The sequence below is a fragment of the Actinocrinis puniceicyclus genome, from assembly GCF_018283645.1.
Taxonomy (GTDB): Bacteria; Actinomycetota; Actinomycetes; order Streptomycetales; family Catenulisporaceae; genus Actinocrinis; species Actinocrinis puniceicyclus.
The window spans coordinates 23,956-50,328 of sequence record NZ_JAGSXH010000010.1; the positions used below are offsets into that span (position 1 = coordinate 23,956).

21 protein-coding genes are annotated in these 26,373 nt (G+C 72.3%); 7 read left to right on the forward strand and 14 right to left on the reverse strand.

Annotated features, from left to right (window positions below; all coding sequences use genetic code 11):
• Positions 1–16 precede the first annotated feature (16 nt).
• Positions 17–1,096, forward strand: coding sequence for a beta-ketoacyl synthase N-terminal-like domain-containing protein (locus KGA66_RS04850; RefSeq protein WP_211464947.1), 1,080 nt, complete (start codon positions 17–19; stop codon positions 1,094–1,096).
• Here the strand turns inward: KGA66_RS04850 and KGA66_RS04855 are convergent.
• From KGA66_RS04855 to KGA66_RS04910, 12 genes are all read right to left on the reverse strand, one after another.
• Entirely contained in the window at positions 1,086–1,430 is a 345-nt protein-coding gene (locus KGA66_RS04855; RefSeq protein WP_211464948.1) for a nuclear transport factor 2 family protein, read from the reverse strand. The two genes, KGA66_RS04850 and KGA66_RS04855, sit on opposite strands and share 11 nt — an antisense overlap.
• Positions 1,427–3,298: a LuxR family transcriptional regulator gene (locus KGA66_RS04860; RefSeq protein ID WP_211464949.1), complete on the reverse strand. Its 1,872-nt coding sequence runs from the start codon at positions 3,296–3,298 to the stop codon at positions 1,427–1,429. Before KGA66_RS04860 ends, KGA66_RS04855 begins: the two co-directional genes overlap by 4 nt.
• A gap of 85 nt (positions 3,299–3,383) precedes the next feature.
• Positions 3,384–4,688, reverse strand: a complete 1,305-nt coding sequence (locus KGA66_RS04865) for an MFS transporter (protein WP_211464950.1) — start codon at positions 4,686–4,688, stop codon at positions 3,384–3,386.
• 263 nt (positions 4,689–4,951) lie between these two features.
• A complete protein-coding gene (locus KGA66_RS04870; RefSeq protein WP_211464951.1) occupies positions 4,952–5,737 on the reverse strand; it encodes an AfsR/SARP family transcriptional regulator in 786 nt (261 codons plus the stop codon).
• Between the two features lie 685 nt (positions 5,738–6,422).
• Positions 6,423–7,484 carry a 3-deoxy-7-phosphoheptulonate synthase gene (aroF, locus tag KGA66_RS04875; protein WP_211464952.1) on the reverse strand — a complete coding sequence of 354 codons (1,062 nt, stop codon included), beginning with the start codon at positions 7,482–7,484 and terminating at the stop codon, positions 6,423–6,425.
• Entirely contained in the window at positions 7,481–8,344 is an 864-nt protein-coding gene (locus KGA66_RS04880; protein ID WP_211464954.1) for an aminotransferase class IV, read from the reverse strand. The genes aroF and KGA66_RS04880 overlap by 4 nt, the downstream gene beginning before the upstream one ends.
• On the reverse strand, positions 8,341–9,969 hold the full coding sequence (locus KGA66_RS04885; RefSeq protein ID WP_211464956.1) for a class I adenylate-forming enzyme family protein: 1,629 nt from the start codon (positions 9,967–9,969) through the stop codon (positions 8,341–8,343). Before KGA66_RS04885 ends, KGA66_RS04880 begins: the two co-directional genes overlap by 4 nt.
• Complete coding sequence (locus KGA66_RS04890; protein ID WP_211464958.1) at positions 9,966–11,453, reverse strand: AMP-binding protein; 1,488 nt, start codon at positions 11,451–11,453, stop codon at positions 9,966–9,968. Before KGA66_RS04890 ends, KGA66_RS04885 begins: the two co-directional genes overlap by 4 nt.
• Positions 11,450–13,585: an aminodeoxychorismate synthase component I gene (gene pabB, locus KGA66_RS04895; protein ID WP_211464959.1), complete on the reverse strand. Its 2,136-nt coding sequence runs from the start codon at positions 13,583–13,585 to the stop codon at positions 11,450–11,452. The genes KGA66_RS04890 and pabB overlap by 4 nt, the downstream gene beginning before the upstream one ends.
• Positions 13,582–14,973: an aldehyde dehydrogenase family protein gene (locus KGA66_RS04900; protein WP_211464961.1), complete on the reverse strand. Its 1,392-nt coding sequence runs from the start codon at positions 14,971–14,973 to the stop codon at positions 13,582–13,584. Before KGA66_RS04900 ends, pabB begins: the two co-directional genes overlap by 4 nt.
• On the reverse strand, positions 14,973–16,043 hold the full coding sequence (locus KGA66_RS31405) for an AMP-binding protein (RefSeq protein WP_211464963.1): 1,071 nt from the start codon (positions 16,041–16,043) through the stop codon (positions 14,973–14,975). Before KGA66_RS31405 ends, KGA66_RS04900 begins: the two co-directional genes overlap by 1 nt.
• 45 nt (positions 16,044–16,088) lie before the next feature.
• The gene (locus KGA66_RS04910) at positions 16,089–16,577 is read right to left on the reverse strand and encodes a carboxymuconolactone decarboxylase family protein (protein WP_211464965.1); all 489 of its coding nucleotides are present in this window, start codon (positions 16,575–16,577) and stop codon (positions 16,089–16,091) included.
• A gap of 311 nt (positions 16,578–16,888) precedes the next feature.
• Between KGA66_RS04910 and KGA66_RS04915 the strand changes: the two genes are divergently transcribed.
• The 3 genes from KGA66_RS04915 (at position 16,889) to KGA66_RS04925 (ending at position 20,525) form a co-directional block, all read left to right on the forward strand.
• The gene (locus KGA66_RS04915; protein WP_211464967.1) at positions 16,889–18,106 is read left to right on the forward strand and encodes an FAD-dependent oxidoreductase; all 1,218 of its coding nucleotides are present in this window, start codon (positions 16,889–16,891) and stop codon (positions 18,104–18,106) included.
• 65 nt (positions 18,107–18,171) lie between these two features.
• A complete protein-coding gene (locus KGA66_RS04920; RefSeq protein ID WP_211464969.1) occupies positions 18,172–19,944 on the forward strand; it encodes a tryptophan halogenase family protein in 1,773 nt (590 codons plus the stop codon).
• The gene (locus KGA66_RS04925; RefSeq protein WP_211464971.1) at positions 19,920–20,525 is read left to right on the forward strand and encodes a flavin reductase family protein; all 606 of its coding nucleotides are present in this window, start codon (positions 19,920–19,922) and stop codon (positions 20,523–20,525) included. The genes KGA66_RS04920 and KGA66_RS04925 overlap by 25 nt, the downstream gene beginning before the upstream one ends.
• A 264-nt stretch (positions 20,526–20,789) precedes the next feature.
• Here KGA66_RS04925 and KGA66_RS04930 read toward each other — a convergent pair whose 3' ends face one another.
• Positions 20,790–22,301 (reverse strand): amidase, encoded by a 1,512-nt coding sequence (locus KGA66_RS04930; protein ID WP_312886754.1) that lies wholly within the window; start codon positions 22,299–22,301, stop codon positions 20,790–20,792.
• Between the two features lie 184 nt (positions 22,302–22,485).
• Here KGA66_RS04930 and KGA66_RS04935 point away from each other — a divergent pair, with 184 nt between their 5' ends.
• Positions 22,486–23,739 (forward strand): cation:proton antiporter, encoded by a 1,254-nt coding sequence (locus KGA66_RS04935; protein WP_211464973.1) that lies wholly within the window; start codon positions 22,486–22,488, stop codon positions 23,737–23,739.
• A complete protein-coding gene (locus tag KGA66_RS31410; protein WP_211464975.1) occupies positions 23,736–25,034 on the forward strand; it encodes a cytochrome P450 family protein in 1,299 nt (432 codons plus the stop codon). Before KGA66_RS04935 ends, KGA66_RS31410 begins: the two co-directional genes overlap by 4 nt.
• 57 nt (positions 25,035–25,091) lie before the next feature.
• Here the strand turns inward: KGA66_RS31410 and KGA66_RS04945 are convergent, their stop codons facing one another.
• Entirely contained in the window at positions 25,092–25,535 is a 444-nt protein-coding gene (locus tag KGA66_RS04945; protein ID WP_211464977.1) for a DUF5997 family protein, read from the reverse strand.
• Positions 25,536–25,590: 55 nt separating this feature from the next.
• Between KGA66_RS04945 and KGA66_RS04950 the strand changes: the two genes are divergently transcribed.
• Positions 25,591–26,337 carry a LysR family substrate-binding domain-containing protein gene (locus KGA66_RS04950; protein WP_211464979.1) on the forward strand — a complete coding sequence of 249 codons (747 nt, stop codon included), beginning with the start codon at positions 25,591–25,593 and terminating at the stop codon, positions 26,335–26,337.
• Positions 26,338–26,373: the final 36 nt, after the last annotated feature.

Genomic DNA, 26,373 nt, shown 5'->3' on the forward strand with positions numbered 1-26,373 from the left:
CATTGCGGAGGCGGAAATGGATCCGGCAGCGGGGCCGTACATCACGGGCTGGTCGGCACTGTCCCCGTTCGGCGTCGGGCGCGAGCCGTTCGCGGCGGGCCTGGCGGCCGGCGGCGGCGAAGCGGTGACCGACCCCGAGCACGGGCCCGGCCTGCGGGTCAGGGACTTCGACCCGGCGAGCCTGCTGGCGCCGCGCAGCATCCGCACCCTGGATCGGATGACCCTGATGTCGATCACGGTCGCCGGCCTGCTGCTCGACGAGCACGCCGACTCGCTCGGGCCGCGCAGCGGCTCGGTCGGCCTGGTGCTGGGTACCAGCACGGGCAGTATCGACAGCATCGTCGGGTTCACCAAGGACACCTTCGTGCAGGACAAGCCGTACTTCGTCGATCCGGCGGCGTTCCCCAACACGGTGATCAACGGGGTGGCCGGCCGCACCGCGATCTGGCACGGGCTGCGCGGGCTGAACAGCACGGTCAGCGCGGGTCATCTCACCGCTTTGGCCACCCTGCGCTACGCGACCCGGCTGATCCGCCGCGGATACGCGGAAACCCTGCTGGTCGGCGCGGTCGAGGAGCTTTCCGCGCCGGTCGCGCTGGCCGCCGGCAGGCTGCGCGAAACCTGGGCGGCACCGGCGCGCACCAGCCTCGGCGAAGGCTGCGTGATGTTCCTGGTGGACAGCGGCGCCACGGCGCGGCGCGAGGGTCGCGAACCGCTGGCCGCGGTCGCTGACCTCGCGTTCGGCGTGACGCTGCCGGATGATCCGCCATGGGCCCGCGCCGATCACCTGGCCGGCCTCATCGAGTCCGTGCTGCGACGCAACGGCCTTGAGCCCGACCGGATCGGCGCGGTCAGCCTCGCGCAGAGCGGCGAGAGCGACCTCGACGAGGCCGAGCGCCAGGCGCTCGACCGGGCGCTGGGCGCCGATCACGGCCGCCGTGTGCAGGTCTCCCGGCAGGTCGGGGACTGTTTCAGCGCTCTGGGAGCCTTCCAGCTCGCCGCGCTGCTCGCCGAGGCGGCGCCGGATGCGCGCCCGGCCCTGGTCACCTCGCTCGGGGCGGACGGCGCGGCGGCCTGCGCGCTGATCACAAGCTGATCCGCACCGCGCAGACGGCCGATCCGCGCCAGGTGACGGTCATCGCGCCGGGCCGCCCCGAACTCCACCGGAACCCGACCACCGCGGTGTCGGCTCCCTGCTCGCGCACGTCCGTCACCTGCATCGTCCAGCGGGGCGGCGCCTCGGCGTAGGCCGCGGCGATCGCTTCCCGGCCGACGAACGCGGGCAGCGGCGGGCGCTGCACCGTCATCACCGCGTCCTCGGTGAAGGTGTCGAGGAAGGGCTTCCAGTCGCCGCTTTCCACGCAGCGGTTGAACAGCTCGCAGTGTGCTGCGACGGCCTGGGCCGGGCCGCGCGGTTCGCCCGGGGTCATCGGCCTGCCGACAGCACCTGTCCGCGCGGCGCGCGCACCGTGCTCGCGTCGTCTCCGCGGACCTGCGGCTGGTTCGCCCCGCGCGGCTCGTGTTCGCGCGCGAGGCCGGCGAGCTGGGCGCGCGAGCGGATGCCGAGCTTCTTGAAGATCCCGCGCATGTGGTAGTTCACCGTGTGCGGCGAGAGCGAGATGCGCCGGGCCACCTGACCGTTCGTCAGGCCCTCGCTGACCAGGACCGCGACCGTCCGTTCGATGTCGCTCAGCCGCTCCCAGGGCCCGGGTGCCGGCTGCGCTCGTCCCGGCCGCGGTTGTCCCGGCTCGCCGAGCCGGCGGGCCAGCCGGCCCGCGTCGAGGACCGCGCCGCCGCGCTCGAACAGCTCCCGCGCCTCGGCCAGCCTGCGACGCGCCCGTTGCGCCTCCAGGGTCCGGCAGCCGGCCAGGTCCTCGGTGGCCAGGGCGCGGGCCCACGGCGTGAGGTGTTCGGCGCACGCGGACTCGAGCATGGCGGCGTCCTGCCGGATCAGACCCCGGACATGCAGCGCGGCCGCGCGCAGCACCGCGGCGCGCGGATGCTCCCGGGCCAGCCGCTCGATGTGCTCGGCGACGGCGGCGGCCTGGTCGCCGTGGCCCGTGGCCAGCAGCGTGCGCGTCATCCAGCCGGGCGCCCCCGGCTCGTCCACCGCGAGCGCGGCCGAGGTCAGCAGGGCGCGGTCCGGTCCGGTCAACAGGCGGGCCGCGCGCTCGGCGCCGAAGCGGGCGGCGGTGAGCTGGACGTTGATCCAGCTGCGGTAGCGCCGCCAGAACGCGCCCGCCGGCGGCACGCCGTCGAACCGGTCGCGTTCCAGGCATTCCGCGGCGCCGTCCAGGTCCCCGGTGCGCAGCAGCGCGGCGGCCAGCACGCAGGTCGCCGGCTCGCTGTGCAGTCGCGCCTGCATCCCGCGCGAAGCGGCCACCGCGCGGCGGGCGACGCCGGCCGCTTCGCGCGGTTGACCGATCCGCAGCAGCAGCTGAGCCTGCGTCACCATCGGCGGTACCGAGCGCAGCTCCGGCACGAAGGTGGTACGCACGGCCGCCGCCCGCTGCACCAGCACCAGCACCGCCGAAAGCGCCGAATCCGTGTCTCCCGCGACGGCGGTCACGTAGGCGCAGACCAGCTGCGCGTGCGTGCTCCACACGGAGACCGTGCGCTCGCCGATGCGGCGCACCGCATCGCGGGAGAGCTTGAGCGCCTCCTCCACCGCGCCGCGCTGCCACGCGAGTTCGGCCAGCACGCAGCCGGCGGTCGCCGCGGGATGCCCGCCGCGCACCAGCCAGCGCTCCGCCTCGGCGCGCCCGAGGGCGGGGTCGGTGTAGCGCAGCGCCAGCAGGCGAACCGCCTGCGTCTGGGCGCGCGCCGCCGCCGAGGCCGCCGGGTTGTCCAGCACCCGGCGAGCGGCGACGGCGGCCTCGGCGTGCCGGCCGTTGACCAGCAGCGCATGCGCCAGCACCTGCTGCAGGTCGCCGCCGTCACGGCCTTCGCGCGGGACGGAGGTCTCCTCGGCAAGCTCGATGGCACGGGCCAGGTTGCCCGCGGCGAGGTGCGCCTCGATCGCGGTCACGATGCGCCGGCCGCGCCCGGGATCATCCGGCTCGGTCAGGTCCAGCGCCCGCAGCGCCAGCCGGACCGCGAGCTCGGGCATCTGGTTGATCGCCTGGCGGGCGGCGCCCTCCAGGCAGTCCGCGGCGGCTCCGGCGGCCGAGTAGGCCGCCGGACGACCGGCCGATCGGGCCCGGGCGGGTTCGTCCCGGCGCCGGGGCCCCTTGGTGGGGGGGTCGGCGTTGCGAGCGCGGCCCGCCGGAGGGCAGGTGAGTGACGTTCCCGTTGGCATCCCCGTAGCTCCTCCGGGTGAGTGGTCACCCATCGCGGATTCTAAATCAATGTGTTACCTCACCACTCACCCGGTCGGGTGAGCGTCAGTTGGCGCTCGCGCTGGAACCCGCACTGGAACCCGCACTGGAACCCGCACCGGCACCGGTGCCGGCACCCGGGCCGGCGACCGCCGCGGTCTGGGCCGGCGGCGGGGCGGCGGCCGGCGCGGTGGACGCGCGCCAGGCGGAGAAGTACATGGTGATCCACGCCAGCACCACGGCTCCGGTGGCGACCAGCGCGAGCGTGGTCGGCCCACTGGTCAGGGCGAGCGCGCCCAGTCCACTGGCCAGCGCCTGGCCCGCGTAGATCGCGGAGGAGTTCAGCGAGAGCGCGATCGGGCCGAGCGGTCCGGGGGCCAGGCCGAACAGCCGCTGCTGCTGCGCCGGGTTGAAGATCCAGCCGATCAGCGACCAGGCGCCGAGCACGACGCACAGCAGCACCGCGCCGCCGCCCCAGTGCGCGACCCCGGCCAGGGCCAGCGAGGTCAGCGCGAGGCCGCCCAGGCCGATCGAGCCGACCCGCACCGCCGGCATGTGGTCGATCAGCCAGCCGGCCGCGCTGCTGGAGAACACCGCGGTGACGCCGATCACCAGGTAGACGATGGACAGTCCGCGTCCGGTCACGTTCACGGTGTGCTGGGAGAACCAGGCCAGGTAGCTGAAGACCACGAAGATGCCGGCCATGCCCAGCGCGGTGGCCAGCAGGGTCGAGGGCACCGCGCGCTTGCGGCCGACCGCGATGCGCTGCGCGAGCGAGGCGACCGGCGGCGACGCCACGGTCTTGAGCGTCGCGGCGATGCCGAGCACCGAGACCGCGCCGACCGCGGCCACGAACACGAAGGTCGCGCGCCAGCCGGAGCTTTGCCCGACGAAGGTGCCCAGCGGCACGCCCACCGCGTTGGCCACGGTCAGGCCGCCCAGCACGGCGGCCAGCGCGCGACCGCGCTCCTGCGGTACCGCGATGGTGGCCGCCGCGGCGGTCGCGGACGGCATGTACGTCGCCGCGGCGAGCGCGGCCAGTACCCGCGCCGCGATCAGTACGCCGTAGTTCGGGGCCACCGCGGCGAGCACGTTGGCCAGGGAGAAGAAGGCCAGCGCGGCGAGCAGCAGTTGCTTGCGCTTGAAGTGGCTGGTGGCCACGGCGAGCACCGGGGCGCTGAGCGCGTAGACGGCGGAGAACACCGTGATCAGCTGTCCCGCCACACCGATGCCGACGCCGAGGTCCTGGCCGACCTTGGGTAGCACGCCGCTGATGACGTAAGCATCGGTTCCGAGTGCGAATGCGCCGAGCGCGAGCAGCAGTACCGGCCTGCGAGCCTCACCACTCGGCAGGATGGTCGACAACGACATGAGGGCGATCCCTTGATCTTCTCAGTGAGGCTTCCGTCCACCGCGGTCGGACTGCGAGGCGTGTGCGCCGCAGTGCCTCACGCTGGGAAGCCCGGGCGTCGGGACTGGGCGACCCGGTGCGGCCGTGGCATCGCATGGTGCATTTCTGACACCGCACACAGGTCTGTCCGATGATGGCGGAAGGCTCTGAAACGGTTCTAAATCGCGTGCTCGAAACGGGGTCGACGAGCTGCGCGCCGGACGGGCGTGGTGCGCGCGGTGGCTCAACTACCGTCGTAGACCAGCTCGGAGACGTCGGGCACCGGCTCGTCGATCAGGATCGCCTGGTGCAGGGCGTTGACGGCGCGACAGGGCTCCAGCCCGAGGTCCCGGTCCAGCACGTCGCGGATCGCGTGGTACGCCTTGATCGCGTCGGCACGCCGCCCGCTGCACCCGAGGGCGAGCATCAGCTGCCAGCAGAACACCTCGTGGTACGGGTACTGCTTCACCAGCTCCTGCAGCTGCTCGGCCGCCTCGCGGTACCAGCCCAAGCGCAGCCGGCAGTCCGCGGACAGCTGCGCGCAGCCGAGCCGCTGCTCGTCGAGCTGACCGGCGAAGACGCTCACGATCGGACCGTTCTGCAGGTTCTCCAGCGCCGGACCGCGCCACAGCGCCGTCGCCCGCTCCAGCGTGTCCACCGCCGCTTCGAGCTCGCCGCGGCGCGCCCGTTCCCGGCCCTGCTCCAGCAACCGCCGGAAGTCCAGTGCGTCGAGCCGGTCCGGGCCGAGCTTGAGCACGTAGCCCGAGGTGTGGGTGACGATCGGGTTCTCTCCCCCGCCCCGCAGGTCGCCCAGCAGCTTGCGCAACCGGGAGATGTACACGTGCAGCGCGGCGTTGAAGCGCCGCGGCGGACTTTCGCCCCACAGCTCCGTGCACAGCTGATCGGTGGTCACCACCTCGTCGCTGCGCGCCAGCAGTGTGGCGAGAACGGTCTCCGGTTTCGCGGCGCGGACGGTGGCGGTGCGTTCGCCCGCCGTGATCCGTAACGAACCAAGTACCTCGTATCTCATTGGTTCCTCATCCTCGCGCTCACCGTGCGCAGCGATACACTCAACCGCGGCACCGTCAGCAGCACCGCCGATGCGCAGCGGTCGGGCGGACCGCCGGTCGGTGGATCCCCTGTGTCCGGCGCGGGTCCCGGCAATACGGCTTTCCGGCCCTCGTGAGGTATCGCCCGCATTTCAGAACCCTACCAGGCACACAGCGTAGCGTCTCGCCCACGCGACGGCAACAGAGACGGCGCGCAAGCGGCGGCGCAAGCCTATCCCAAGGGTTTCCGGAGTGATTTCAGCGATACGAGTCAGGCCCGTCGTCATGATATCCGGCTCGTCGCGCCGACAGGGTCGCGGACGGTCGCGGACAGTCGCGGACGTGGCTCGGTACGCCCGGGCGGCCGATTCCTGAGGCCATTTCCGAATACGCGCGGAAGACGGTTTCCGGCACCGATCGTTGAATGCGCGATCATCGCGCGGAATTCCGGCCCGATGGTGTCGTTTTATGCGCCGCGCGCTCGCGCCGGCGGTTTCCGCGGCGCACTCATATTTCACTACCGGTGTCTTTGCCTGGAATTCGACACCGCCGCGCTCGGGCGGACCGGATCCTGACCGGATCCGTCCCGGGCCAGTCCCGGGTCCGGGGGACGGCGAACCGGCCGATCGACGCGGCGCGGCCGGTTCGCCGTGTTTCACGGCCGGATTATCCGGCCAGTGCGGGCTCGTCGACCGGGGGCGCGACCATGCCCCGGCCGAGCACCGCGGCGACGTTGCGCAACTGCGGCATCAGGTTCCCGAAGCCGATGGGATCGAGCGCCTGCGCCCCGTCGGACAGGGCCTTCTCCGGCTGCGCGTGCACCTCGATGATCAAGCCGTCCGCGCCTGCCGCCAGGCCGGCCCTGGCCACCGGGGCGACCAGCCGGGAGTGGCCGGCGCTGTGGCTCGGGTCGACGATCAAGGGCAGATGGGACAGCTCCTTGACCACCGGGATCGAGTTGATGTCGGTGGTGAAGCGGCTCGTGGTCTCGAACGTGCGGATGCCGCGCTCGCACAGGATGATCTCGTCGTTGCCGCCGGCCAGCAGGTACTCCGCGGCGCTGAGCCACTCGCGCACGGTCGCCGCCAGGCCGCGCTTGAGCAGCACCGGCCGGCCGATCTTGCCCAGCTCGCTCAGCAGCGGGAAGTTCTGCATGTTGCGCGCGCCCACCTGCAGCATGTCCGCCACTTCCAGCAGATCCTCGATGTCGCGCACGCTGAGCACCTCGGTCACGATCGGCATGCCGTAGACCCGCCGTACCTCGCGCACCGCCTCGAAGCCGTCGCGCCCGAGCCCCTGGAAGCTGTACGGGGAGGTGCGCGGCTTGAACAGGCCGACCCGGAAGAGCGCGGCGCCGGCGGCGCGCACCGCCTCCGCGGTGCGCATCAGCGTCTCCGGTCCGTCCATCGAGCAAGGGCCGGCGATCACGGCGACGGCGTTGCCGCCCACCGGCACCCCGCCGACGTCGACGACGCTGTCGCTGCCGTACAGCGCGCGCCGGGTGAGCAGCAGGTCCTTCTCCTGCGCGCTTTCCAGGACCTTCTCCACCTCCGGCCATTCGCGCAGCCGCTCGGTGAGCGCCGGCGCGGCGCCGGTCACTTCGAGCACTGTCCTGCCGTTGGCCCGATAGGTCTGCACCTGGTCCGCGGCGGGCAGGACCCGGCTGACGACGGTGTCGATCGAGGCTGCGGTCAACTCGGCCGCCAGGAGCACCGCGATGCGGGTCATCCCAGTTCCCTTCCCTTGCTCTTCGGTGGCGCGGGGACGAAGTTGCGCGCCGCGCCTGTCCAGCCGTCGACCGGGATCGCCTGGGCCGACCACCACCGCTGCCAGGCCGCGGCCCGCGGCGCGGGTCCGGGGGCGCCGGCGGCGCCGAGCCAGCCGGTGACCGGCCGGATGCCGTGCAGCGCGTTGACGGCCCAAACCTCGCACTCGGCGAGCAGTTCGATCCCGGCGCGTACACCGCGCACTTCGACGCCCAGTTCTCGCGCGTGGCGCTGAATGCACCGGGTGGTCACCCCGGGCAGGGTGGGCAGTTGCGCGGCCGGGACGCACAGCGCGTCGCCGGACCACCACAGCAGGCTGGTCGTGGTCCCTTCCAGCACCTCGCCGCGGCCGTGCGTCAGCAGCCCCTCGTGCGCGCCCAGCCCGCGGGCCCGCGCGCGCAACGCCTCCAGCGCACCTATGTCAGGACCCTTGGTGCGCGGGCACACCCGGGGGTCGGGCGGCTCGCACACCCACAGGACCACCGCCCCGCCGCGCGGCGGGGCCGGCCGCAGCCGCAGCCGCAGCCGGCCGTCGGCGGCCAGTTCCACCCGCGGGAACCAGGTCCCGGCCTCCGGCAGCCGCCGCAGCGCGCCGTGCCAGAACCCTTCGACGCCCGATTCGGCCAGGCCGTGTTCCAGGCACGCCGCCGTGAAGCGGTCCCGGTGCGTGTCCAGGAACCGGGCCGTGCCGTCCTGGACCAGCCACGAGTCCGCGGCCAGCAGCGGCGCGGTGTCCGCGACGCCGGTCTCGGGGACGAAGCCGGCGCCGTCGTAGCGCAGCACGCCGGCGGTGCCCTGCGCTGCCGTCCGCGAACCGGTCACGGTGACTGCGCGGGTATCTCGGCCGGGGCCGACGCGGTGCCCAGCAGGTCGCGGATCTCCAGCCGCCGGATCTTCCAGGTCGAGGTGCGCGGGAAGTCCGCGAACCGCCACTGGATCGGCTGGTTGAGCGGCGGAAGGCCGGCGGTGGCGGCGGCCCAGCGCGCCCGGTCCAGCGGATGGTCCCCGCGGGTGGCCACGATCGGGGTGGGGCTGCCCGCGCCGTCCGGCACGATGACCACCTCGCTGACGTCGGGCAGCCGTTCGAGCAGCATGTCCTCGATGCCGAGGTTGCTGTCGATCTCCTCGATCTTGTCCACCTCGCGGTCGGCCAGGTACAGCCGTCCGGACCGGTCGAACCAGCCCACGTCGCCCAGGCGCCACCAGCCGCCGGGCAGGAACTGGCCGCGGAAGCGCTCGTCCTCGGACAGGTAGGTGCGGATCTGCGAGCGGCTGCGGATGACCAGGTGGCCGATCTGCCCGCGCGGCACCGGCCGGCCCTGCTCGTCGACGGCGCGCAGCCGGATGAAGCCGGTGAGCGGGACGCCGACGCAGCGGCCGTCGACCTTGTCGAGGTTGTTGCGGGTGTGCAGCCATCCCGAGATCGGCCCGGTCTCGCTCTGCCCGTAGAGCTGGAGCAGCGCCGGCCGGCGGTGCCGGGAGGCGTTGAGCAGCTTGCGGACCGTGCCGGGGTGGATCGCGTCGAAGGTGCTGGTGTAGTACTTCACCGTGGACAGCGGGCCGTCCGGCTCGTCGGCGAACTCCTCCCAGAGCACGAAGTTGTTCGGGTGCGTCTCCACGACCGTGGGCCGGTTCGCGGTGAGCATCGAGCGCGCGTTCGACACGTCGGTGTCGCTGACGACCGCCAGCGGATTGCCGTAGTTGAGGAACACCCCGAGCGAGTTGTAGAAGCGCGAGTGCACGAACGAGGTGGCCAGCAGCACCGGCTCGCGGTTGCGCACCCACCAGCCGATGAGCTGCTGCGGCAGCAGCCGGTGCCAGAGCGTGCGCGTGGTGTGCACCATGAGCTTGGGCACCCCGGTGGTGCCGGAGGAGTGGGTGATCAGCGCGGGCTCGTTCAGGCCGCGCCGCACCGCCCCGCGCACCGGCGCGCCGATGACGTCCTTGAGCGCGACGATCCGGGAGCCGCCGGCGTCGCTCGGCACCGCGCCCTCGGTGAGCAGCACCGGGGTGCCGACCAGGGAGCCGGCCGCGGCCAGTTCGGCGTACTTGGCCGCGTCGGTCACGATCCACGGCGAGTGCAGCCGCTGCAGCAGCACGCCGAGCACCTTGGGGTCGAGCGCGGGCGAGAGCATCACCGGCACGGCGCCGATCCGCGCGACGGCGCAGGCGGTCAGCGCGATGTCGAAGTTGGCCCGCTTGTGGATCGCCACGTGGTCGCCGGCGCGCACTCCGGCCGCGGTGATCCGCGCCGCGAGTTCGTCGACGAGGCGGGCCAGTTGCGCGTAGGTGTACACGGTCTGCTCGGAGGTGAAGACGCCGAGCGGCTTGTCGAGCGTGACGGTCGCGTCCGGGTACCGCGCGGCGGCATGCTCGAACATCAGGCCGATGTCGAAGATCCGGCGCAGGTTCGACCAGATCATGGGTCTGCGGGGAGTACGGTTCATGATCGCTGCTCTCCTCGAAGGACGAAACGGCGCAGCTTCCCGGACGCGGTGCGCGGCAGATCGCCGACGACGCGGACCGCCTGGGGAACCTTGAACGGGGCCAGATGCTCGCGGGCCAGGCAGGCGAGCTGGTCGGCCAGCCACGTCTCATCGGGTGCGGTGCCGCGCGCGGGCACCACGAACGCGGTCAGCCGCGAGGCTCCCAGTTCGTCGCGCACCGCGACGACCGCCGCCTCGCCGACCGCGGGGTGCCGGCGCAGCACCTCCTCGATCTCGAACGGGGAGACGTTGACACCGCCGACGATCTCGATGTCGTCGTCGCGGCCGAGGTGAGTGAACGTCCCGTCGGGATTGCGCACGACGCGGTCGCGGGTGTTGAACCATCCGTCCGCGAACACGGCGCTGCCCGCCTCTCCGCGGTTCAGGTAACCGGAGACCAGGGTCGGCCCGGTCACCCAGAGTTCGCCCTCCCGGCCGTCCGGCAGCGGCCGGCCCTCGCCGTCGCGCACCTGGAGGGTGAATCCGCGCACGGGACGCCCGAGCGTGCCGGGGGTGTCCTGGTGGACGGTGTTGGAACAGAACGCCTGCCCGGCCTCGGTGCACCCGATCTGATCGAGCACCGAGGTGGTCAGGATCGCGCCGAGTTCCCGGTGCAGGCTCGCGCGCATCGCCTCTCCCGCGCTGACCGCGGCCCGCACGGACTTGAAGCAGGCGGCGTCCGCGGCGTCGTCGGCCAGCAGCTTGACATAGGCGCTGGGCACGGCGAACAGGATGGTGACCGCGTGCCTGCGCACGGCCGCGGCGGTGAGCGCCGGGTCGAAGGAATGCGGCAGGAGCACCGCGCTGGCGCCGCTGTAGAGCGGGAACACCAGCGAGTTGCAGAACCCGTACGCGAAGTAGAGCTTTGATACCGAAAGGATGACGTCCTCGGGACTCGCCGCGATGATGTCCTCGCCGCTGGAGAGCGCGTAGTCGTCGATGTCCGCGTGCGTGTGCACCACGCCCTTGGGCCGGCCGGTCGTGCCGGAGGTGTACTGGATGTACACCGGGTCGTCCGGCCGCGCGGGCGCCGCCGGCACCTGTTGCGGGGTGGGCGCGCCGGCCGGGTCGATCAGCGCGGCGACGTCGACCCGGCGGTCGAACCGGCCGGCGAGCTGGTCGCCCTGGATGACGCACAGGCACGCGCCGCTGTCCTGTGCCAGGTAACGGTGGTCGGCCTCGGCGAGCCGGGGATTGGCCAGCACCGCGACGGCTCCCAGGCGGGCGACCCCGAGGAATGCCGCGATGAATCCGATGTCGTCGGGCAGCGCGAGCAGGACCCGGTCCCCGGCGCAGACCCCGCGGGCGGCCAGACGCGCGGCCGCGGCCGCGGCGAGCCGGTGCACCTGAGCGTGTGTCCAGCTGCGATCGGGGCAGTGGTAGGCGGGCCGCTCCAGCCAGCCGCCCGCCGCGGCCCGCTGCTCGATGCGGGAGACGATGTTCACACCCGCTCCTCCTCCGCGCGCGCCGGCGCGTGCTCGCTCGCCGCTTCCTCGCGGTAGGCGGCGAGCGGGGCCATCGCCTTGAGCAGCATCTCGTCGTACTCGTCGGCCGGGTCCGAGTCCAGCACGATCGCCCCGCCGGCCCCGATCCGCAGCTCGTCGCCGGCCAGCACCGCGGTGCGGATCACGATATTGAGATCCGCGGTGCCGTTGCAGGCGAGGAAGCCGATGGTGCCGGAGTACACGCCGCGAGCCTCGTCTTCGAGCTCGTCGATGATCTCCATGGTGCGCAGCTTCGGCGCGCCGGTCATCGAGCCGCCCGGGAAGCAGGCGCGCACCGCGCCGATCGCGCTGATCTCGTCGCGCAGCCGGCCGCGGATCGTGGAGACCATCTGATGCACCGTCGCGTAGGACTCGATCCGCATGAGCGCCGGGGTGTGCACGCTGCCCGGCACGCACACCTGGCTCAGATCGTTGCGCAGCAGGTCGACGATCATCAGGTTCTCGGCGAGGGTCTTGACCGAGTCGCGCAGTTCCTCCCGCAGCCGCGCGTCGTCCTCCGGGGTCGCGCCGCGCGGCGCGGTGCCCTTGATCGGCTTGGCCTCGACGACCCGGTCCCTGGTGATCTTGAGGAAGCGTTCGGGCGAGGAGCAGGCCACCTCCACCGAGCCGAAGGAGAGGAAGGCGGAGTACGGCGCAGGGTTGCACGCGCGCAGATCGCGGTAGAACGCGAAGGCGTCGCGCGGGCCGGGCAGACGCAGTACATTGGTAAGGCAGACCTCGTAGCTCTCGCCGGCGAGCAGCTTGGCCTTGGCGTAGGCGATGTCGTCGAGGTAGACGCGCCGGTCACGGCCGAGCGCGGCCTCCGCCGTCGGGCGCAGCGTCGCGGGAGCGGGACGCTCGGCCCGCCGCGGGCGCCCGTCCTCGGTCGCGTGTCCGAGGTCTGATTCAAGGAGCGTCTCGCCGGCGTGCTGGATCCAGTCGAGGGCGGCGCGCTGGGTGTCCGGGTCGTCGGTGCTCAGCGCGAGCAGGTGCACGACCCGGTCGTCGTGGTCGATCACCACGACCCGGTCGGCGAAGAGCCAGACCGCGTCGGGCGCGTCGGAGCGGTACTTGCCGCCGGCGCCGAGTTCGGCCTTCAGTTCGTACCCGAAGTAGCCGACGTAACCGCCGGTGAAGTCGAACGGCACCTCGGGGGCGGCCACCGAGCGCCGGGCCAGCTCGGTGTCGAGCACGTCGAAGATCGACCCGGACAGGAAGCACTCGCCGCCCGCGGCCTCGACCCGGACGCCGCCCTCGGACATGCGGTAGGTCAGTGCCTCACCGAGCAGATCCGAGGCCTGCACCAGATAGGAGAACCGGCCGGAGCCGGGGCCCGGGGCGCTGCTGTCCAGCCAGGCGGCCCGCGCCGAGCCGCCGAAGAGCTTCTCGAAGGCGAGGTCGCCGGCCACGATCGTGCGCAGCGTCTGCACATGCGCGGTGTACTGCACGCCGTCCTTCGCGCCGGCGTCCGCCGCGTCGAATCCGGTGCCCACCACCCGGCGCTCGCGCGCCTCGCGCCGCTCCACCTGGTCCCGGAAGTTGGCCAGCAGCTTCGCCCCGTACTGGGTGAGCACCGACTCGGGGTGGAACTGCACGCCCCACAGCGGCAGCTCGCGGTGGCGCAGCGCCATCAGCACGCCGTCCTCGGAACGCGCGAGCGGTTCGAGGTGGTCGGGCAGCGGCTCGGCGATGCACAGCGAGTGGTACCGCACCGCCGCGAAGCCTTGCGGGATGCCGCGGAACAGTGCGCTGCCGTCGTGCTTGATCCGGCTGACGTACCCGTGCCTGGCCCGCGGAGCCGGGCCGACCTGCGCGCCGTGCTCCGAGCCGATGCCCTGGTGGCCGAGGCACACTCCGAGCAGCGGCACCCGGCCGGAGCTCACCAGCCGCGCGCAGGCCCCGAAGTCCGCGGCCAGCCGCGGGTCCCCGGGCCCCGGGGAGACGACCACGCAGTCCGCGTCGGCGGCCGCCTGCGGCACCCGCGGGTCGTCATTGCGCAGCACGATCGGGTCGGCGCCGTTGACCTGGGCCAGCAGGTTGAACAGGTTGTAGGTGTACGAGTCGTAGTTGTCGACGAGCAGGCAACGGATCATGCCGTCACCCGGCCGACGACCTTCTTCGGTTCGACCAGGAGAGCGGCCAGCGTGTGATCGGGCACGTCGGGGTGCGGACGCCACGGCGGCACCCGGCCGACGAACACCTGACGGATGGACGGCTCGGCCGCGGCCCGGCGCAGCAGCGGGGCGGTGCGCTCCGGGTCGGTGAGGAAGGTGAGCGCGAGCGAGTCGCGCAGGTGCGTGACCCCGTCCTGGTAGTTCCAGGGGGCGACGACGACGAACGGATAGACCAGTTCGGTGCCGACCGTGGGGTGGTCGCCGTCGCGGGTCGAGAGCACGGTCGGGCGCACGGTGTGCGACGAGTCCGCGTGCGCGACCAGCGGGTCGCCGCCGTAGCGCGGGGTGCTGTGGTCGGTCAGGCCCTCGGCCAGCCCGAACAACTGCTTGCGGGTGCCGTCGGCCGCGGCCGCGGCGATGAGCGGCAGCCGGGCGGCCGGGTCCGGCACCGGCCCGGGGGGCAGCGCGGCGAGCCGCTCGGCCAGGATCTCGGCCACCTCGGCGGGGTCCTCGGTGGTGAGCACGACCGAGGTGCAGTCGCATCGGATACCGCCCTCGGCGGCGATCGACTCGGCCAGGAAGTCCAGGTCCGCTTCGTCGGGCAGGTGGTCGATCACCAGTTTGCTGCGGCCGACCCCGTGCACGTCGACGTTCTTGTTCGCGCGCCACGGGCGCACCTTCTCCTCCGACCCGAACAGGGCCGCGCGGTCCGCGTCCCGCACCAGGCCGTGCGCCATCTCGTCCTCGCCGGGCAGCAGGGTGAGCTGGTGGCCGGGCACGCCCGCGGCCAGCAGCGCCGCGACGAGCCGGCGGGCGGTGAACGGGTCGCGCAGGCCCGGTCGCATCACGATGCTGTAGCCCAGGGAGAGCGCGCGCAGCCACTCGGCGTTGGGGCCGGGGGCCTTGCCGAGCGACGCGACGTGGGCGAAGACCCGGCCCGCGGGCAGCCACTCGGTGCGCGAACCGGCGCTCTCGGCCGGCCCGGGGAAGTCCCTGCGGTTGAGCCGTTCGATGTCGCCGAGCACGCTGCGCAGTCCCTGGCAGGCGTCCCAGGCGAAGGTGATCGGCAGGCCCGCGCTGTACGCGACGCTGGTCACGTACTGCTGCGGGCTCTGCCCTTCGAGCGTCTCGGTGGCGAACAGCTCGCCGGCGTGCGCGAGCACCTTGGCCGGCGGCGGCTCCCCGTCCGCGCTCTGGCGCACCCGGCGCAGCACGGACTGGGCGAGCAGCCGCGGCGCGCCCTGCACGTCCGCGAGGACTTCGCCGTGCACGCCGACCAGCGGCGAGACGTCGCGGCTGGTGCGCGGTTCTCCGAGGACGACCGGCGTGATGACGCGTGAGATGTCGGTCGGACTTTCCGTGGTCATCAGTACACCCCTTCGATCACTTCGGCGGAGGCGACCGGGCCGATGTCGGCGATGCCGTCGACCGTGTCGCCGCGTCCGGGCGCGATGCGCACGGCGGCGTCGCGCTCCAGGACGTTGGGGAGGAACATGTCGCGGAACATCAGGTGCATCAGCACCGTGCCGCGTTCGCCGTAGGGGACCGGTTCGCGGCTCTCCTCGTCGACGATCTCGACGATCGACGCGGGGTGGTACGGGCGGTACACGCAGGGGTGGACGTCGTCCTCCTGCTTCGGCCGCTGCACCGCGATACCCATCAGAGTATTGCCATAGAGCCCGGCGAGCCGGGTGTTGGGGAACAGCTCCTCCTCGATCAGCCGCAGCGTCTCAGGGCTCGCCGACGTACCGGCCCACAACAGGCCGCCGAGACGCTCGGACAGCTGCGCGTAGAGCGATTCGCGCTCGCACACCGCCTCCAGCACCGTCGGGGTGATGAACAGTACCCTGATGTCCTGGGAGGCGACCACGAGCTCGATCTGGTCCACCAGGTGCTGGACGTAGTCGCGGGCCACGTCGCCGCGGCCGGCCGCTATCAGCTTCTTGACCCAGCGCGGGTCCATGTCCACGGTGAAGAACAGGCCGCCGCGGCGGTGCGCGATGCGGCGCATGGTCCGGCCGACCACGTGCGGGCCGCTGGGGCCCACGTGCAGCCAGTTGCCGCGGTCCGGGAAGCCGTGCGCGCCGAGCACGTCCGCGACCCAGTCGGCGTTCTGCGCCCGGGAGACCGACTCCACGATGCGCTTGGGCGCGCCGGTGGTGCCGCCGGAGTCGAACACGTCGAAGGGCTCGCCCGCGGCCCCGGCCGGGATCAGGTCCTCGACCGGGACGTGCCGCAGGTCGTCGCTCAGGTCGGGGAAGCGACGCAGATCGGCCACCGTGGTGATCTCGGCGCGCGGGTCGAAGTCGAGCTTGGCGGCCCGCTCCAGCCAGAACCGCGATCCGGTCCGCGGATCGAAGTGCCAGTCGATCATCCGGCGCAGGTGCTCGTCGGGGTCCGTCGCGGTGCGGGCGATGATCTCGTCGTATTCGGTCACGCTCGTCGCTCCTCCAGCTCTAGCAGGTTCTCGTACGGGCCCGGCTCAGTTCAGCCGCGGGCGCGGCGCGCCCGGCAGCATGTGCGAGGCGATGGCGATCCGGTTCCAGGCGTTGGTCACCGTGGCGATCATGATCAGGTGGTTGACTCCGTCGGCGCCGAAGGCGTCCCGGGCCGCACCGTAGACGGCGTCGCCGACCACGCCGTCCCGCAGCCGGGTGACCGCCTCGGCCAGGTCCAGCGCGGCACGCTCGGCCGGGTCGAAGGACGGCGTGCCGCGCCAGCCGTCCAGAGCGAACAGCCGCCGTGCCTCGGCCCCGGCCTCAAGCGCCTCGCGGGTGTGCAGGTCGATGCAGAACGGGCAACCGTTCATCTGCGAGACACGCACCTTGATCAGGAAGACGATCTCCTCGTCGATCCCTGCTTTGAGCGCGCCCTCGGTGGCCGTGTCCGAGAAGCTCTTCATCGCCGCATAGGTCCGCTGCGCGCTGAGCACCATCGCCTTGCGCCGTGAGGTCTCGTCCGCCTGGGTCATGCACTGTCCCTCGGGAAGCGCGCGGCACCGGACCGCGCGGTGGATGGAAGCCGGCTGGTAATGGGCACGTGTCCGAAACCGAACGCTGATTCACCCGTTTTCCGGGACAATGTATGCAGGGCTCAGAACGTCAGTCCACTACCCGAGTGAGTAGTCGACCTTGTCCCGCCCCGTCGGTATCGTCCCGAACGTCGAAACCATCCCGTCAGATCCACCGGCGCGCTGCGCCCGCGTCGCCGTGCGGACGGCGGCGCGGCTTACCGCTGCGCGCCGTCCACCTGGCAAGGCGTTCGGTCGAGGGAGGACGAGGGTTGACCGCCACCACCGCCCAACTGCTCGTGATCGGAGCGGGCCCATGCGGCCTGTCCGCCGCGCTCGCAGCCCGCGCGCTCGGTATCAATGTCCTATTACTGGAGGCGGAGCCCGAGGACCGCGAACGTCCGGGCAGCCGTGCTCTGTACGTGCACCGGGAGAACCTCGAGCGGCTCGAACGGATCAGCCCGGGACTGGGCGTCGCGATCGGCTCCTTCGGCATCAGGTGGCGCGCCGCGAGCACCTTTTACGGGGGTCGCGAGGTCTACCGGCAGGAGTACCCGGACTTCACCGGCGACGGCCTGCCGGTCTACGCCAGCCTGCGGCAGATCGACACCGAGCGCTTCCTGCTCGACGCCTGCAAGAGCGCCGACGTCGGCTTCGTCTGGTCCGCCGCCGTCAGCCGGGTGAACTCCACGGCCGACGGGGTCACGGTGGAATGCGCCGACGGCCGCAGTTTCAGCGCGCACTACGTGATCGGCGCGGACGGCGCCCAGTCGGGGGTGCGCCGCGCCCTCGGCATCGCGATGGACGGCCCGCGCTCGACCGACTACCGGGTCGCGGTGGACCTGGCCGACGACGACTCCGGGGCCGCCCCGCCCGAGCGGATCATGCATTATCGGCACCCCGCGATGAGCGGCCAGAATCTGCTGATCGTCCCGTTCACCGGCGGCATCCAGGTGGACGTGCAGTGCGCGAGCCCGCCGATGAGCGAGCGGCTCGCCGACCCGTCCGCCGTGCGCGAGTGGCTGCCCAAGGTCGTCGACCCGGGATACCTCGACCGTATCCTGTGGATCAGCCGCTACCCCTGCCTGCAACGCGTCGCCGAGTCGTTCATCGACGAGCATCGCAGGGTCCTGCTCGCCGGTGAGGCCGCGCATCTGTTCGTCCCGCTCGGCGCGCGCGGTATGAACAGCGGCATCGCCGACGCCTACGCCGCGGCGGCCGCGGTGGGTCTCGCCCTGAGCGCGGCGAACCCCCGGCGGCGCGCCGCCGCCATCGAGGAGTACCAGTCGCTGCGCAGACAGGCCGCCGAGCGCAACCGCTCCTCGGTCGACAGCGCCCTGCGTCACCTGCGTGCGGCCAGCGGCGTACAGCGCGCCCAGCAGGCCGCCGCCGCCCGCCTCGCCCGCCTCGCGCCGAGTCTCGGCGCGTGGCTGGACACCGCGCCCTACGGTCCGCGCGGCCCGGTCACCGCCGAACTCGGGCGGTACTGAACGGGCCCGCGCGACGGCCACGGGCAAGAACCAGCCGGCACCGACAGTGGAAGGAATCCATCACAGTGACCGCGAGTCCCGAGACCGCGAACGACATGACCTGGTCCGAGAAGCTGGCGTCGATCGCCGCCACGCTGCCGGCGGCTCAAGCGGAGAAGCTGGGCAGTCTCGACATGCCCGCCGAGCGCCCGGGCCGCGGCGGGGGCTGGCGCTCGCCGATAGCGGACCACGAGCTGGCGCACCTTCCCGCCGACCGCACCCCGCCGCGCGAGGACGACCCGAAGGCGGTGCGGCGCGTCGGCGTGATCGGCGGCGGTACCGCGGGCTACCTCACCGCCCTCGCGCTGCGCGCCAAGATGCCGTGGCTTGAGGTCACGCTGGTGGAGTCGAGCAAGATCCCGGTGATCGGGGTGGGCGAGGCCACCACTCCCCCGCTGATGGCCTTCCTGCACCACTACATCGGCATCGACCCGCACGACTTCCTGGAGCGGGTCCAGCCCACCTGGAAGCTGGGCATCCTGTTCGACTGGGGCCCCTTCAAGGACGGCATCATGGGGCCGTTCGACTGGGGCTCGAACTCCATCGGCGTGCTCGGCTCGATGGCCACGCGCAACGACCCGAACGCCTACACCCTGCAGAGCCTGTTCATGATGGCTAACAAGGTGCCGGTGTTCCAGGTCGACGACAAGATCGTGTCGATGATGAGCGACATCCCGTTCGCCTACCACCTGGAGAACATGCGGCTGGTCAACTACCTGTCACAGTTCGTCACGGAGCGCGGGATCAAGCACATCGACGCCGAGATCGAGGACGTCACGCTCTCCGGCGAGGACTGGGTCGAGTCGCTGCGCCTGAAGGGCGGCGGCGAGCTGAACTTCGATCTCTACATCGACTGCACCGGCTTCCGCTCGGTGCTGCTCGGCAAGGCGTTGCAGACCCCTTACATCAGCTTCGCCGACAGCCTGTACACGGACACCGCGATCACCGCGTACGTGGACCAGAGCGAGGCGATCGAGCCGTACACCCGCGCCACCACGATGGACGCGGGCTGGTGCTGGAAGATCCCGGTGCCGGACGAGGACCACATCGGCTACGTGCACTCCGCCGCGCACATCGACCCGGACAGCGCGATGGACGAGATCAAGCGGCTCTACCCGAGCGCGCGCGAGTTCAAGACGGTGCGTTTCCGCACCGGCCGGCACGAGAAGATCTGGCGCGGCAACGTGATCGCGATGGGCAATTCCTACGCGTTCGTCGAGCCGCTGGAGTCCAGCAGCCTGCTGATGCTGGCGTTCAGCATCATGTCGCTGATCCCGCTGCTGCCCAACAGCTGGGCGGAGCCGACGGCGCGCGAGGTGTTCAACAAGCTGACCGCCGAGCGCTGGGACGGCATGCGCTGGTTCCTGGCGATCCACTACAAGTACAACCAGCGGCGCGACACCGAGTTCTGGCGCCAGGTGCGCGACAACGCCGACGTCTCCGGCATCCAGCCGCTGCTCGACGTGTACGCCGGCGGCGCGCCGCTGCACCTGCGCGACCCGCTCACCCGGCGCTTCGTGCGCGCCACCGCCCCGACCTTCTACGAGCTCGACGGCGTGGACTGCATGCTGCTCGGCCAGGGCTACCCCGCCAAGCTGGTCACCACGAACGAGCCGCTGGAGGCCTGGCAGCGGCGCAAGGACGCGGCTGACGCGCTCGTGGCGCGCTCCATGACGCAGCGCCAGGCGCTCGAAGCGTTCCACAAGCACCCGGAGCTGACCGAGAGCCTGGTGTACGGACGCCACAGCTGGGTCACCGGATACGGGGAACAGCGATGGCTCCAGCAGAGCCGGGCGTGACCTCGCGCCGGCAGTCCCCGCTCGCCGTCGGCCGCCCGCCGGCGGCCGACGGCGAGCACGCGCCCAGTCCGCAGGACGAGTACCGGGAGCTGATGAGCTGCTTCCCGACCGGGGTCGCGGTGGTGACCAGCCTCGGCGCGGACGGGGTTCCCCGGGGCCTTACCTGCTCGGCGCTGGCGAGCGTGACGCTGAGTCCGCCGACGCTCCTGGTCTGCCTGCATCTGGACAGCGGCACGTTCCGGGCGGTGCGTTCCAACGGCATGTTCGCGGTCAATCTGCTGCATTCCGACGGGCAGGAGGCCGCGCACCTGTTCTCCACCCCGGGCGGGGACCGCTTCTCGAAGATCCGCTGGCGTACCTCCGCCAGCGGCGTGCCGCTGCTGGTGGACGGCGCGTTCGCGCACGCCGAGTGCCGGGTGACCGGCACGATCAGCGTCGGCGACCACGCCGTCGTGATCGGCGAGGCCATCGCCGTCACGCGCACCTCCGCCGTGCCGCTGCTCTACGGCCTGCGCCACTTCTCGGTGTGGCCTGGGCACGAGCGCAACGGCGACGGCGCGGCCGATCCGCAACCGTCCTGACCGCGCACGGCCGCGACGCGAAACGCGTCGCGCAGTTCGTATTTCCCCGGGGGCGTCCGCGCGCGGAACGCCCCCGGCGGCGTTCCCCGGCGGCGTTCAGCCGTGCCGCGCGGGGGCGCCGCACGGCCGCGCGGACCCTGCCGCGCCGCGCGATCCGCACGCCCGCGCGGCGCAGGACACTAGGCGGTGTTGGGGAATGCCTCAAGGGGCGAATCCGGCAAAGCGGCGGCCGAATCGTTGCCTTGATACATTCCCCAACACCGCCTAGGCGTGCAGTCGCGGTCTGCGCGCCGCCCACGGCCGGGCCTGCTCAAGCTGGCCGGCGAGTCGCAGCAGCGTCGCCTCGTCGCCGAAACGCCCGAGGAAGTGCACGCCGATCGGCAGCCCGTCGGCGTTCCACCACAGCGGCACCGACATCGCCGGATTGCCGGTCAGATTGGCCAGCACCGCGGGAAACGCGTGCGTGCGCGCACCGTTGCGAGCGGCGCGCAGCGGGTCCTGCTCGGTGGAGGTGATCTCCCCGATCGGCGCCGGCGGGGTCGAGAGGGTCGGGGTGAGCCACGCGTCGAAACCCGCGGTGCGCAGGCCGGGGGCCGGGTCGGCGCGGCCCTGGACGTCATCGTCGTCGCCCTGGAAGAACTGCGCGACCTTCCGCGCGTGCGCCTGCAGGGTCTGGACCGCCGCCAGATACTCGGCCGCGGGCAGGTGCCGTCCCGATCGCAGGTAGGCGGCGTTCAGCGGTTCCAGGTCGCCTTCGGCCACCTCGCGTCCGAATCTGCGCTCCCACATGAGCACCGTCCACGCGAGCACCGCGCTGAGCACCTTCTGCACCGCGTCGCCGGTCGCCGCCAGCGCGGGCGGCTGCGCCTCGACCAGTTCGTGGCCGAGTTCCTCGCACAGCCGGGCCGCGTCGTCCAGCGCGGCCAGGCAGTCCGGGTGCGGGGGCGAGCCGTCCGCGGTGCGCGGGCTGAACGCGATGCGCAGCCGGCCTGGATCGGCGCCGACCTCGTCCAGGAAGCGGCGCGCCGGCGGCGGCGCGGGATACGGGTCGCCCGGGGCCGCTCCGGCGGTGGCGTCCAGCAGCGCGGCGCTGTCGCGCACCGAGCGGGTGATCGCGTGCTCGCAGGCCCATCCGCCCGCCACATCGCCGAAGTCAGGGCCTTTAGGCGTGCGGGCGCGGGTGGGCTTGAGACCGAACAGCCCGCAGGCTGAGGCGGGGTAGCGGATCGATCCGGCCAGGTCGTTGGCGTGCGCCATCGGCACCAGCCCGGCGGCCACGGCAGCGGCCGAGCCTCCGCTGGATCCGCTGGTGGACCGGCCAGGATCCCAGGGGTTGCGGGTCGGTCCGTGCCGCAGCGGCTCGCAGGTGCCGACCGTGCCGAACTCGGGGGTGTTGGTCTTGCCGACGATCACCAGCCCGGCCCGCCGGTGCCGGCGCACCAGCTCGCTGTCGTGGTCGGAGACGTACCCGCGCAGGAACCGGGATCCGGCCGTGAACGGCGCCCCCTCGACGTCCATGGCCAGATCCTTGACCAGGAACGGCACCCCGGCGAACGGCGCCGCGAAGGGGCCCGGCCGGCTGCGGGCCGCGTCCGCGCGCGCCGCCTCGTACAGCGGGGTGACCACGGCGTTGAGCGTCGGGTTGACCCGGTCGATGCGCTCGATCGCCCAGTCGACCAGCTCGGCTGCGGTCACCTCGCCGCGCCGCACCAGCTCGGCCTGTCCGAGGGCGTCATATCCGGCGATCTGCGCGGCGGGAGCGGTCGGGACGGTCACGGGAATTCCTCCTTGTCGGCGGGACGTCGCCGTGCGCTGTTGGGCGTTCGCGGTTGATTAAAGCGGGCCGCCGGGGCGCGCCGGCCGTGTCGTCCACCACCTATTCGAGTAGTCGACCCGCTCCCGGACCGCGGCTATGGTCCCTCATATCCGCGCTCTGCGACGCCCGGTGTGGGAGGCGACGGTGGATCTGGAGAGGATCCTGCTTGAGGTACTGCTCGATATCAGCCTCGTGATCCTCGCGGCGTCGGCGATCTCGCCGCTGTGTTCGCGCGTGCGCCAGCCGGCGGTGGTGGGGCTGCTTCTGCTGGGTCTGCTGGTGGGGCTGCTGCCGCACGGCGTGAGCACCGCGCTGTTTCCCACCGATGCGCGGCCCTTCCTCGACGTGGTCGCGCAGATCGCCCTCGTGCTGTTCCTGTTCACGATGGGCTACGAACTCGATCTGCGGGCGGTGCGGCGCAACGCGCGCAACGTGGTCGCGGTCGCCTTCGGCGCCACGGTGGTCCCGCTGGCGCTCGGCGCGGTTTTCGGCCTGAGCCTGCTCGGCAGCGGCCTGAGCGCGCGTACGCGCGGCGGGCCCGGCTCCTTCGTGCTGTTCATGGCGATCTCGCTGTCGATCACGGCGCTGCCGGTGCTCTCGTGGATCCTGATGGACCGGCGGATCGTCGCGACCCGGCCGGGGGTGGTGGCGCTGGCCGCCTCCGGGCTGATGGACATGGTGATGTGGCCGCTGCTGATCATGGTCATCGCGTTGTCCACGGCGGACAACGGGAAGCTGATCACCGCGTTGCTGTTCCTGCCGGTGTACGCCGTGGTGATGATTTTCGTGGTGCGGCCGCTGCTGCGCCGGATGATGCGCGGACGCTACCGCCTTCAGTCGGTCTCCCCGGTGATCATCGCGCTGCTCATGGCCTCGGCCTGGGCGACCGGCCGGCTCGGTCTGCACGTGTTTCTCGGTGCCCTGCTGATGGGCGCCATCACGCCGCGGGGCGAGGACGGCGCCGTCGACGCCGAACTGCTCAACGCGGTGGACCGGGCGGGCACCGCGCTGCTGCCGGTGTTCTTCGTGGTCACCGGGCTCACCGTGCAGCTCAACGGGCTGCACGCGGCGGACTGGCCGGTGGCGCTGGCGGCCTGCGCGCTGGCGACGCTGGGCAAGTTCGGGGGCGGCTCGGTCGCGGGCCGGCTGGGCGGGCTGGATGCGCGCACGTCGCTGATCACCGGGGTGCTGGTGAACACCCGCGGCCTGACCGAGCTGATCGCGCTGAGCGCGGCCTGGCAGGCGGGCATGCTCGGCTCGCGGCTGTACACCGTGCTGGTGGTGATGGCCTTGGTCACCACCGCGATGACCGGTCCGCTGCTCTCGCTGCTGAAGATGGACGGGCCGTCCCCCGACGCGGCGCGCCGGGGCCTGGTCACGAGCGGAAGCGTTCGGTGACGCCGCGGCCGGGCCGTGCCGACGGCTGCCCGGCGGCGGCCGGGCAGGTCCCGGGACCGCAGGCCGGGGACGCACCGTACGCGCGGCTGGACACCGAGGAGTTCACGGCGACGCCACACGCCGTCTTCGAGGCGCTTCGCGCCGAGGCCGCCGCGGTGCCCGTGGTGGTCAGGGGCGGGATCCATGCCTGGCTGATCACCCGGTACGACGAGGCCAGGGCGGTGCTCGCCGACGACCGGATGGCGAAGGACGTGCGGCACTGGCGCGACTTCCACGCCGGGTTGGTGCCGTTCACCGGCGATGTGGCGGTGGCCGCACGGCGCAACATCCTCTCGAGCGACCCGCCGGATCACACCCGCCTGCGTGAGGTGCTGCTCTCGGCGTTCAGCCCGCGCCGGATCGAGCTGCTGCGGGCGCAGATCGCCCGGATCGCCGGCGATCTGCTGGACCGGATCGCGCCGCGGGGGCGCGCCGATCTGGTCGCCGAGTTCGCGCTGCCGATCCCGATGACGGTGATCTGCGAGCTGTTCGGCGTCCCCGCGGACGACCGGCCGGGTATCAGGACGTGGACGGAGGCGCTGTTCCACGGCGCGGCGATGGAGCGGATGGCGCAGGCATCGAACGAGATCGATGCCTTACTCGCCCGTGTCGTCGAGATCAGGCGCGCCGATCCGGGCGACGATTTCACCTCGGCGCTGATCGTCGCGTGCGACGCGGGCCGGATCAGCTCCGAGGAGTTGGCCTCGCTGCTGCGCGCGATGCTCGCCGGCGGCAACGAGACGACGGCCAACCTGATCGGAAACGCGATCAGTGCCCTACTCCAACATCCGGAGGCGCTCAAGCTGGCGGTCGGCGAACCGCGTCGGTGGCCGCAGGTGATCGACGAGGTTCTGCGCTGGGACGCGCCCATCCAGAACTCGCTGTGGCGCTTCGCCACCGAGGACGTCGAGATCGGCGGCCGGCTGATCCGCCGGGGCGACGCGGTCATCGTCGCGTTGTCCTGCGCGAACCGCGACGAGCGGGCCTTCGCGCACGCGGCCGCGTTCGACATCGCCAGGGCCGATCGCGGGCACGTGTCGTTCGGCCGGGGCAGGCATTACTGCGTGGGCGCGACCTTGGCGAGGCTTGAGGCGCAGATCGCACTGCCCGCCCTGTTCGAGCGCCTGCCGGATCTGCGGCCGGCTCCCGGCGCGGCGCTGCGTTATCGGCAGTCGACCATGTCGCGCGGGCTGATCTCGCTGCCGGTGCAGTTCGCGGCGACGCCCGGCAGGCCGGCGGCCACGTGCGCCAGTTAGGCCATCAGGCTCGACAGCGCGCGTCCGGCTCGGCGGCGGGCATCCGGCTCGGCGGCGTCAGGAACGCGCTCTGCTCGCACGCGCGTGCGGCCGCGTCGCGGTCCGTTCGCCGGACTCGCCTTCGGACCGCTTCGCGTTCCTCTCCTTGATCCGCGCCGCTTCCCTGCGGGCCTCGGCCTGGGTGGCGCGCTCACCCTGTAGCCACTCGGGCGGATCCGCCTTCAGCGCCTCGATCTGCTCGGTGGTGAGGGGCTCTGTCACTCCACCGCGCGCGAGGCCGGCGATGGAGATGCCCAGCTTCGCGGCAGCCACAGCGCGGGGGTGCGGGCCTTGGCTGCGCAGCTCCCGCAGCCACGCGGGAGGGTTGCTCTGGAGCGCGTTCAGCTCGTCGCGCGAGACGACACCCTCCTGGAACTCGGCGGGGGCTGCCCCGAGGTGGATACCCAGCTTCTTCGCCGCGGTCGCGGGCTTCATCGTCTGGGTGGTCTTCTGCGACTTCATGGGTCAACAGTACCGACCGCGCGGCGGTCGCGATCACGGCCGGTAATCTGACCGAATGACGGGCACGCGCACAGCCACTTCGTTCCGCCTCGCGTACGTGCCGGGCGTGACCCCCGGCAAGTGGGCGCGGACCTGGAACGAGCGGGTGCCCGGCGTGCCGCTCGAACTGATCGCGGTCTGCGCGGCCGACGCGGCCACGGCGCTGCGCGACGGCACCGCCGACGCCGGTCTCGTGCGACTGCCGATCGACCGCACCGGCCTCAACGCGATCCCGCTGTACACCGAGACGAGCGTCGTGGTGATTCCCAAGGACCACGAAGCCGCGGCGGTCGACGAGATCTCCGTCGGGGACCTCGACGGCTACGTCTCGCTGCATCCCCTCGACGACTGCCTGGAGTGGGAGAGCCCGCCGGGGCTGCCCGCGAACGATCGGCCCGCGACGACGGCGGACGCCGTCGAACTGGTGGCGGCCGGGGTGGGGCTGCTCGTCGTCCCGCAATCGCTCGCGCGCCTGTACCACCGCAAGGACCTGACGTACCGGCCGATGACGGACGTCCCGCAGTCGAGTGTCGCGTTGTCCTGGCTGGAGGAGCGGACCACCGACCTGATGGAGGAGTTCATCGGGATCGTGCGAGGGCGGACGGTCAACAGCTCGCGGGGGCGCCCCCCGGCACCGCCCGCCGTCAAGGCGAGACCGCGGGCCGACGAAGGGGACAACGCACGCAAAGGGTCCGCACACGGCAAGCCGGGTTCCGGCGCGTCCAAAGGCGTCAAGCAGCGCAAGCCACGACGCAGGTCGTGACCTGAACTTCGCACCTGCCGAGGCGGTGACGCCCGT